The following is an 8,127-nucleotide window of genomic DNA, read 5'->3' on the forward strand; positions in this document are numbered from 1 at the left end:
TGTATACGCTTCTATAACGGGCCTTACACAAGAACACAAGGGGACTCAGGTGGATCAAAGATAAACTCTTATTCTTTGATTTCAGCGATCTTTTAAACTACCTGAAAAAAAGTGAGGGGGAGTATGGAGAATGTCAAAGAAAACCATCTTGCGACGCACTATTGTTCCAAGCCTGGGTAGAAAATTTTCTGATCAAGGAATTAAAGCTTGGTCAAGTTTTTATTATGGATAACGCCTCTTTTCATAAATCCAAGAGAAGTAGAGGATGAATAGAATCTGTAAAATACAGTATAATTTTTCTACCTCCTTACACTCCTGATTTGAATCCAATAGAGAAATTCTAGGCTAATATGAAGAGGGGGATTGGATGTAATATACTAAATTTCTACGCTCTATTCAACGATATTTCGTGGTTCTTTAAAACATCCAATTCAACCTAAAATACTATATCCTATCGAACAAGATTTACGAATCCCTTGGGGCTTTAGAAGCGGTGCTTTGCCAGGTTATGCGCGAATTAAAAAATACAATTGTGAAAAATATATGTACCGCCTCGTATTTGTCCATTTAGTATCGGAAAATGGTATTAAACTTCTGAATAAAAGAAGATTTGTAATGAGACTTAAAAAACATACTCTCTTAGACTCAAGTTTTAAAACTTCGAAGAAAATAATTTTTTAATTTTCTGAAAAGTAGTGTTTACTATATTCCTTTTTGAATTTTCTCTTTCTTTTCTGATTGATGATTGTTTTGAATTTGTGGAAAGAGCAGAATGTGTAGCAGAGCTAAGATTTTTTTCTCCACTTTGGAGATTATTTTCAAATAAATTATTACCAAGATTACTAGCACTAGCTTTATTATTAATATCAATTTTTTGAGGATCCTCCTTATCTACTAGCCCAATTTCAATCAAAAATTGACACCATTTATCAGCAGGGAGATTTTTTGGAAGTGAAAAATTTTCACAGAGTTCGCTCTTGTTCTTAATAACTTTTTCAAAAAAAAATTTATCTCTATTTTTTTCAGGAAGCGCTAAAACATCTTTAGACAAATTTGAAAAAGCGGATTTTATCTTGTTTGCATTTACTTCTTTAGGGGTTTTGACATTACTTTCTTCAACCAACACATTATATGCTTGAATAATATTTTTTGTTTCACTAGAAACTCCCTCTTTCATAAAGCGATCACTGGCATATGGATTATTTTTCAATGTATACATTTTTTTATTCCATTCGTCTTTAAAGTGTTCAAAATTTTTCCACGAAAATGCACTCTGGAAAGAAATTAAGGTTACACTAAAAACTAGAATAGTTAATTTTTTACAATTTTTCATTATTTAATTAATTTTTACAAATAATACATCATAAATAATAATACAAAAGTATAAAAAAAAATAAAATTTCAATTTTTATTTTTTAACTGAAGTCACATAAAAAAGCCATGTACAACGAGAATAAATTACGCTAAAATATTTACCGAAACTTGAAAAAAAGATGATATATTCAGTTCAATTCCTTAAAAAAGTGCTAAAGCTAAAATTAGCTGATGAGAGTTTTATCAATGTAAAATATATTTAACATGACTTTTTTATGTGATCTTGGCTAAAAATCAGGAAGTACGCTAAACAATAATGAACGCAAAATGGATAGCGCAAAGAGATGTATCCAATATTTTTTTATGACAATAGCGTAGTATTTTTAAAATAAATTTTTCATCAAATGAAAGGTTTTGTAGAAATATCGTCTAAAATCTTCCCCAGTTTTTTTTAGGAAAATAGTAACCTGGTATTATATTTTTTCAGTTTATCTGCTCCTTATCCCCTCGTGTCATAGACTTTATCAGTAAAAATAAAATTTCTTTCTACATAAAACATTTTCCAAGAACATCACTTAGGTTTTTAGATTTTTCTACTCAATCCTTGTCAGATTAGTCTTTGTATTTATTTTTTTAACATCAACAATTAAACTCTTATTTTTAAAAAGCTTTTTAGCTTATTGTGAGGGAGAATGAATTATCGTTAACTCACCAAAACACTTAAGGTAGCCAGCCCCAAAAACAATACGCCCTTTGTTAAAGCGTACTTTTGTATTCTAGACATTTTCCAAAGTTTGTTTTAATACATAAGTTAGGTGGCGCTCAATATAGGGCAATATCAAGATTGAAAAATTTTCCCAATTTTCAGAAATTTCTTGTAATGCTTGGGAATACTGAACAGGCACCTTTTTTAAAAAATCAGAAAAGCTTTCACATATTTTTATCATTTCTTCGTACTCTTCTTTGGAAAAAATATAGGGACAGTGTTGAAGGATTTTCTCCATTTGTTCAAGGCCATCAGAAGCTTGCTGATGCTTTTGTGTCCAAATACGAAGCAAAACTTCACTTCCATCATCTGCACTTAGCGCAGTAAGTTCTTTTTCTATATTCTCATCATTTAATGAACGTACTGTATTAATCGTAAGGAATGCTTTTGCTCCCTCTCCTTCCTTCTTGTATTCTTTTGCTTCTAGCTCTAGCTCTCCATCTACTGTTAAATAGCACTTAAGTTCAATGCGTGCCATTCCTTTTGGAAGCGCATCTATCCCAGAAAGTTCAAATATACCAAGGGATCTGCAATTCTTGGCAAATTCTTTTTCTCCCTGAACAATATGAAGACGTATTTTGGTTTGCCCATCCACTGCTGTAGTAAATTTGTAGGTATATTCGAAGGGAAGAGGGGTATTGCGCGGGATAAGCGTTTCCACCATCCCTCCTAAAACTTCCACTCCAAGAGTAAGAGGGCTTACATCCATTAACAAAAAAGAGCATTCATGTGTCAATTGATAAGCTTGCAGTGCAGCACCTTGAGCAACTGCATATTCAGGATGCAGTGCGCGATCTATCTTTTCTCCCCAAAGATACTGCAAGTGTTTTAACACAAAAGGAATTCTTGTGCTGCCCCCTACTAAAACAACTTTTTGAATATCCTTAAAACTTAATTCAGCACGATCTAAAGTATCTTTGCAAATCTCAAGAGTGCGTTGAATAAAGGGAAGGCACCAGTTTTCAATATCCTCAGGCGTTACATTTGTTTCTAAAGAGGAAAGCGCAGAATCCACACAAAGAGATTCTTTCAGATATTTTGCTTTTTGAATCCAACTCTGGCGTTGAGAAAAAGTTTGATCGCTCCAACCAAACGGAGCGATGTTTTGAGCAATGCAAAAATCTAAGTCATCCCCCCCTAAGGCAGTGTCTCCACCGGTAGCAAGAACTCTAAAAACGCCTTGCCTAATATCCAAAATAGAAACGTCAAAGGTCCCCCCCCCCAATCGTACACAATGTATTTTCCTTGTAAAGCATGGCCAAGCCCATAAGCAATGGCTGCTGCCGTAGGTTCGTTAATTAATCGTAAGACCTCAAACCCTGCCATCGTCGCTGCTTTGTGAATTTGAGATCTTTGCAGATCATCAAAGTAAGCAGGAACCGTAATAACCGCACAAGACACCTCATGTCCTAACGCTTCATAAACATGCTCGGCAATAATTCTGAATATTTTTACAGCAGCATCCATGTAACCAAGAGCGCTAGAATCTATTAAAGAAGTGTGCGCCAATTTTCGCTTTACAGAACGAACCAACTCACCTTGTGGAGTAATAATTTCCGAAGGAATAAGAGCCCCCTTGGATGAAACCAACACCCGCGCTTTAGAAGATTCAAACGCTAACGCTGCCACACAATACGTCGTACCAAAATCAATTCCCACCGCTTCTTTTCTTGAAGAAGAGACTTTTTTTGACGCTTGGCCAGTCAATGCTTCAACCGCAATACGCATATTAACACCTCATTTTTCTAGATAACATATGTAAAGATAAGCCTGCTGCGCTTGCACATAGTGTTCTTTTTGAAACGCTTCATCAAACGAAAGTATAGCATCTTGATACTTGCTATCAAAAAGCTCCTGATTGAATTGAGATTTAAGAAAAAAAATCTCTTCCATTATTTTTGGAAAAGAAGGGACCGGCCAAAACCCCGCGCACTTCAACATATATTCTGCGCGCTTTTTAGGTTCTTTTAACGCACCATACACCATATTAACATGAGAGCTCATCTGAGCGGCTACTTTGAAAGAAACTCCACTCCAGCAATCTGGATGAACAACTTTTTGAACTTGGATATATGCCCTTTCTAGCTCGTCTAAATCCAACAAAAATCGTTTAGGCAATCCAAAAAGATCAAACCAGTTAGAAGGCCCTACAGAAGAAAACTCCACCGTCTTTCCTTGTTATTTTGTAACCAATTAAATGTTTTATTCCAAAATCTAGTCCAATTATACCAATGAGTAATTATTAAAGCAACGGATTCCATTAATAAGATCGTTGATTGAAGGTTAATCTCTTGAAAGAAAGGCTTTTAACTAAAGGTCTTTTTTGTGAGAATTGGAAAACTTGTCTTTTAAAAATCTCTAAAAAAGATTGTATGTAAATTTTGTGAATGTTCGGAGTGTTTTAAAATCGGTTTTGTTCGAGGGGGAAAGTGGTACAAATGTAAAAAATATGGAAAAAATTTCACGAGGTGTGCCTGAAAAAGACAAGCTCCAAGCCCTTGTTTTATACGCAAGCGATCTTTCAATGAACCGAATTGCTCAGCTTTTTGGTGTCGGCGTCACCGCTGTTTTGAAGTGGGCGGGCACCTTAGGATCAAGGCTATGCACAAAAATTGAGCCATCCCCAGAAGACAAAGGTATTGTCAAGGAAGTGGATGAATTTTTGCATTATTAAAAAAAGAAGCAAAAAAATTTGGATTTTTAAAGCTTGGATTTTTAAAGTCTATGATCGTGCTGGAAAACGGCTTATCGATTGGGAATTTGGTGATCGCTTGAGTCAAAATTCAAACGATTTTTTGAACGATTAAAAAATGGAAAATTTTACTTTATTGCAAAGATCATTGGGAAGGTTTTAATAAAATTATTCCAAGCCCCGACTCTTTCAGGGAAAAGATAAAACCTTTTCCATTGAACAAAATAATAACGCTAGACTATGCCATTGGTTTGCAAGATTTCGTCGCCCCCCTTGCAAACACGCGATCTCTTGAAATGCTGAAGGGAACACTGCATATTTTTGCTGCACTTCATGTTAATAAAACTTTGAAAATTAATCATGCTATCTTTGGTTAAAAGTCTCCCTTAAAATTTTGATAAATAATTTATTGATGAAGCGTGTAATAAAATTTAGAAAAATAAAATATCAATTATTTATTTTTAGTTAAATTTTGCTATAATAAAAAAGTGTTTTTAAAACTTTTAATATGTTTAAAATTCTTATTATCTCATTTTTGGTAGGAAGCCAAATTTTATTTTCTTCTAATTTTTCTCAAAAAAAATTCAATTTTTTACAGTCCAGATAAAAAAAATTTTTGTAAAAAAATTTAAGTTTTACTGCCACAAAGAATATACGGAAAACTATCACGGAGAATATTACTACGTGAAAAATGTTTTGGTTAAGGGACTAAAAAAAATAGCGCTTTTAGGGAAAAAGATTCCCGATCATGTGCGCTCTATCGAAATTAAAGAAGATATTCAAGATCTAGAAAATCTTAAAAAAATTGATTTTAATAAGGTGGAATCTCTTGAATTTTCCTATGTAAGTTACCGGATTCACCCCGAATTTCAATTAAAAAACCTTGTGGGCGCTAAGTTTCCCCATTTAAAGTTTCTTTCTATATACAAGTCTGATCTTAAAGATATTTCCTCTTTAAAAGATATACCCCTTCCTTCTTTAGAAGAACTTGTATTTGAACATAATTTTGTTAAAGATATTTCGGTATTTAAAACTCTTTCTTTGCCAAAGCTAAAAAAATTATCCTTTGGGGGGTGTGATGTCAAGGATATTACGCCTTTATTTTCTTTTTCTGCACCAAATTTAGAGAAAATTAGTTTTCATATGAATGAGGAAGCTTCCTTCAGTTTAAAAGATGCTGAAAAATTAAAAAAACAATTTCCTTTACTTAAAAAAATTATTGTTTTAAGGACGGAATATTTTTTTCCAAAAACAAGTAAAGATTTCCCAACAAAAAAAAACACAGTGGTGGCTTTTAATATTAAGATGCCTCATTGGAAAATATCAAAAGATCTTTTTTCTAAGGGAGTCACTATGGTAGATATCTTAAAGCATTCAGGTTTAGTGGAATCTTGTAGTGAAGCTCGACGTAAAATTTCTGAAGGCATAGTAAAGATAAGAAATCGGGTGTGGAAAAATCATTGCCAGGTTTTAACCAACGAAGATATTCCTCAAGGATGGGAATTTATTCATTGCGGAAAAGACAAAGTATTGGTTAAACTGAAGTCTTAGACTGCTAGAAAAACTCCTAAGGTATTATTAAAATATTAAAAAGAAAGATGAAAAGAGAGAAAATTTGGTCCAAATTGAGTACACACGACTTTTTTCCAAAAGATCTCTAAGAAATCCTTATTATTCCATTTTCTGATCTAAATCTTTAGTGCCTTTATTGCAGAATTTATTAACCTATTACCCTAAAAAATCTAGATCGTGTCGTCATGAGAGGTTGAACAAAAGAAGCAAAAAATAAAGGAGTATTTTTTGCGTATCGCGTTGCAATTCCTGTTCAGTGGTTTAGGTGAAGAAATGCATTCTCTACAGTATGTCTAAGCTTGTAAATATAGTAATTTAGCTTAAAAATGGGACAGAGTGGTGCTATTTTTAACAGAAAATAATAAAGAAACAAAACAGCTTCGATCTAAGGGGATGAGTAATAGAATATATTAAATTTGGTAACGATCAAAAAACGACATCCAAAGTATTAAAAGTTAGTAAAAGCAGCGTAAGCAGGGCGAGGATAAGATACAAAAAAGAAGAGATAATTAGGTCTACCCCACGGGTTAGGAAGTAAGGATAAAATATCTACAGAGAAGCTAAGGATTCACGTTCAAGCCAAAGAGATAAGAAATGAGCTGAGATAGCAAAGCTAGTTAACGCAAGTATTTGTTTCTGTCTACGGAGGGTTAAAAAAGCTAGGAGTTGGTTATAAAAAAAGCCTTTACCTATGTAAAAGCACGCGAAAAAAACGAATTTTTTCGACCAAACCTGAAACAACATCGCCATGGATCTTGTCGACCGCGTCAATGACAGCTTTCAACGCATTAGTCCAACACTTTCAGTTTGATTTGGTATATAGGACGATCTTCTGGAGCTCTGAGTACAAAGATCCACGCAATCTGTGATACTATGATGCTGAAGAAAGGGGGCGGCGAAAACTAAAGAAAAAAGGTGTTAGGCCGTGATCTCCCCTAAAAAGAACCATTTTAGGGCTTCAAATTATGATACATATCTTTTAAATCCCGTCATTTGATCGAGAATTTCTTCGCTAAACTGCAAGCAATACCGCGCTATGATAAAACGTCCGTAAATTTTATGGGCGCTATTCACTTGTCGTTTGGCTTAATTGAGGGCGGGTCTTAGTTTTCTTTTCTCCCCCAATCATGCTGCCCTTGTATCGAATATATGTGGTTTTGGCATGTCGTGCGCAAAACAACTTTCGTCAATATTAACCTATTGAGTTTTTATTATTTTTTTAGCTTGTCAATCCGCCAGAAAAACGCAAACCTTTTTACGAGATCCTCCTTGGGAAGATTCAGAGTTTTTTTATACTTGGGTCTCTATTTTGATTGGCGATTTATTCCTATTTTTCTTAGGCGTTAATTGATTTTTCCAACTGCTTATTATTGTAGTTGAGATCCATACTCCCCCTCACTTTTTTTCAGGTAGTTTAAAAGATCGCTGAAATCAAAGAATAAGAGTTTATCTTTGATCCACCTGAGCCCCCTTGTGAAGTATGAATACAAAGATGAATAGAAAGGTGCTCTGACTGTTTTTTTGTAAGCACATTCTTGTGTAAGGCCCGTTATAGAAGCGTATACAATAGCAACAGCGACAATGGTCATAAGTTTGGAAAGTCTTCCCAAATCTTTCATAGGGGGATTTTCAAGGTTAACCCTTTGCGTTTTCATAGTTCTGAACAGCCGTTTAATGTCCCCTCTTTGTTTGTTTAGTACCCGGTCTTTATCTTGGGCAAATGACAAGGTACGCATCTTTAATCTTTTTACCTACGATACCCCTAGGATCATCCAGCATGTTA

Annotated in this window: 6 protein-coding genes and 3 pseudogenes; 5 read left to right on the plus strand and 4 right to left on the minus strand. The window is 34.2% G+C overall.

Annotated features, from left to right (window positions below; genetic code table 11):
• Window positions 1-652 precede the first annotated feature (652 nt).
• From HE1_RS03080 to HE1_RS06490, 3 genes and pseudogenes are all read right to left on the minus strand, one after another.
• Window positions 653-1,219 carry a hypothetical protein gene (locus tag HE1_RS03080; RefSeq protein WP_162480258.1) on the minus strand — a complete coding sequence of 189 codons (567 nt, stop codon included), beginning with the start codon at window positions 1,217-1,219 and terminating at the stop codon, window positions 653-655.
• Window positions 1,220-2,090: 871 nt separating this feature from the next.
• Window positions 2,091-3,808 (minus strand): annotated as a pseudogene (locus HE1_RS03085) (Hsp70 family protein).
• 9 nt (window positions 3,809-3,817) lie between these two features.
• Window positions 3,818-4,246, minus strand: coding sequence for a J domain-containing protein (locus HE1_RS06490; RefSeq protein WP_052567281.1), 429 nt, complete (start codon window positions 4,244-4,246; stop codon window positions 3,818-3,820).
• Between the two features lie 217 nt (window positions 4,247-4,463).
• Between HE1_RS06490 and HE1_RS03095 the strand changes: the two are divergent.
• The 5 genes and pseudogenes from HE1_RS03095 to HE1_RS10335 all read left to right on the plus strand — a co-directional run.
• Window positions 4,464-4,670 (plus strand): annotated as a pseudogene (locus HE1_RS03095) (helix-turn-helix domain-containing protein); the annotation flags it as partial.
• 64 nt (window positions 4,671-4,734) lie between these two features.
• The gene (locus HE1_RS09635; protein WP_242837186.1) at window positions 4,735-4,887 is read left to right on the plus strand and encodes a hypothetical protein; all 153 of its coding nucleotides are present in this window, start codon (window positions 4,735-4,737) and stop codon (window positions 4,885-4,887) included.
• 100 nt (window positions 4,888-4,987) lie between these two features.
• Complete coding sequence (locus tag HE1_RS09640) at window positions 4,988-5,149, plus strand: hypothetical protein (protein WP_242837187.1); 162 nt, start codon at window positions 4,988-4,990, stop codon at window positions 5,147-5,149.
• 307 nt (window positions 5,150-5,456) lie between these two features.
• Window positions 5,457-6,323 (plus strand): leucine-rich repeat domain-containing protein, encoded by an 867-nt coding sequence (locus tag HE1_RS03100; RefSeq protein ID WP_035544636.1) that lies wholly within the window; start codon window positions 5,457-5,459, stop codon window positions 6,321-6,323.
• A gap of 999 nt (window positions 6,324-7,322) precedes the next feature.
• Window positions 7,323-7,451 (plus strand): annotated as a pseudogene (locus HE1_RS10335) (IS5/IS1182 family transposase); the annotation flags it as partial.
• Window positions 7,452-7,711: 260 nt separating this feature from the next.
• On the opposite strand, the gene HE1_RS03110 reads toward HE1_RS10335, so the two are convergent.
• On the minus strand, window positions 7,712-8,080 hold the full coding sequence (locus HE1_RS03110) for a hypothetical protein (protein ID WP_035544644.1): 369 nt from the start codon (window positions 8,078-8,080) through the stop codon (window positions 7,712-7,714).
• Window positions 8,081-8,127: the final 47 nt, after the last annotated feature.

It is taken from the genome of Holospora elegans E1, from assembly GCF_000648275.1.
Classification (GTDB): Bacteria; Pseudomonadota; Alphaproteobacteria; order Holosporales; family Holosporaceae; genus Holospora; species Holospora undulata_A.